The sequence below is a fragment of the Mesorhizobium sp. M7A.F.Ca.CA.004.06.1.1 genome, from assembly GCF_003999135.1.
Lineage (GTDB): Bacteria > Pseudomonadota > Alphaproteobacteria > Rhizobiales > Rhizobiaceae > Mesorhizobium.
This window is the reverse complement of the sequence record NZ_RZPQ01001047.1, coordinates 1-1566: the sequence shown is the minus strand read 5'-3', so window position 1 is coordinate 1566 and position 1566 is coordinate 1. Positions and strand designations below refer to the sequence as shown.

At 61.9% G+C, this 1566-nt stretch carries 2 protein-coding genes; one reads left to right on the top strand and one right to left on the bottom strand.

The window, feature by feature from the left end; translation table 11 throughout:
- Positions 1-834, bottom strand: an 834-nt coding sequence (locus EN906_RS33655) for a class I tRNA ligase family protein (protein WP_164777588.1), incomplete at its 3' end; no start/stop codon positions are given.
- 155 nt (positions 835-989) lie between these two features.
- On the opposite strand from EN906_RS33655, the gene EN906_RS33650 reads away from it, so the two are divergent.
- Positions 990-1566, top strand: a 577-nt coding sequence (locus EN906_RS33650) for a YggS family pyridoxal phosphate-dependent enzyme (RefSeq protein ID WP_127375751.1), incomplete at its 3' end; no start/stop codon positions are given.

Genomic DNA, 1566 nt, shown 5'->3' with positions numbered 1-1566 from the left:
GTGCGCAGCGGCCTTCTTGGCCAACGGATGATCGGCGGCGACAGCCATGAAGGAAGCGCCGAAGATGGTGTCGGGCCTTGTCGTATAGACTTCCAGCTCATGCTCGCCACCAGAGGCGTCGGCCAGAGGCCAACGGATCAGCAGGCCTTCCGAGCGGCCGATCCAGTTCTGCTGCATCAGCTTCACTTTTTCCGGCCATTCGTCGAGGCCGTCGAGCGAATCCAGCAGATCCTGCGCGAAATCGGTGATCTTGAAGAACCACTGCGTCAGCTCGCGCTGTTCGACCAGCGCGCCCGAGCGCCAGCCGCGCCCGTCGATGACCTGCTCGTTGGCGAGCACCGTCATGTCCTCCGGATCCCAGTTGACCTTGGAGGATTTGCGCGTCACCAGCCCCTTCTCGACAAAATCGAGGAACAGCATCTGCTGGCGGTGGTAATAGTCGACGTCACAGGTGGCGAATTCGCGCGCCCAGTCCAGCGACAGCCCCATGACCTTGAGCTGCTCGCGCATGGTGGCGATGTTCTGGTAGGTCCACTCCTTGGGATGGACCTTGTTCTGCATCGCCGCGTTTTCGGCCGGCATGCCGAAGGCGTCCCAGCCCATCGGGTGCAGCACGTTGAAACCCTTGGCCCGCTTGTAGCGCGCCACCACGTCGCCCATCGTGTAATTGCGGGTATGACCGATATGGATGCGCCCCGACGGATAGGGGAACATCTCCAGCACATAGTATTTCGGGCGCGGATCGTCATTGTGCGCTTCGAACAGCTTCTTGGCGTCCCAGGCCTTCTGCCATTTGGGCTCTGACGCGCGCGGATTGTATCGTTCGGTTGCCATGGGACGTTTTTCACTTAAAAGCATGCGCGAACTGCGGGCGACGGCTCGGCAGTTCAGGGAATGTGGTCCGGGTGTTCACCATGGTTTGGCAAACCCGTCAACCATATGGGTATCGCGTCTGACAAAAACGCCGGTCAAAACAGCAGGATTTGCATATGGGCGATGCCGTTCAGCAGTTTTTCGCGGTCAAGGCGAAGATCGACGCCGCCGAGCGCGAGGCCGGCCGCGAAGCCGGCGCCGTGACGCTGGTCGCGGTCTCCAAGACCTTTGACGCTGCCGACATCGGCCCGGTCATCGAAGCCGGCCAGCGCGTCTTCGGCGAGAACCGTGTGCAGGAGGCGCAAGGCAAATGGCCTGATCTGAAGGACGCTTTTCCTGGCATCGAACTGCATCTGATCGGCCCGCTGCAATCCAACAAGGCCAAGGAGGCTGTGGCGCTGTTCGACGTCATCGAGACGATCGATCGCGAGAAGATCGCCGCCGAACTGGCCAAGGAGATCGCCAAACAGGGCCGCGCGCCAAAACTCTATGTCCAGGTCAACACCGGCTCCGAGCCGCAGAAGGCCGGCATCGAGCCGCGCGAGGCCGTGGCTTTCGTCACCCGCTGCCGCGACGTCCATGGCCTCGCCATCGAGGGCCTGATGTGCATCCCGCCGGCCGACGAGAATCCCGGCCCGCACTTCGCGCTGTTGGAAAAGCTCGGCAAGGAAGCCAACGTCGCCAAACTTTCGA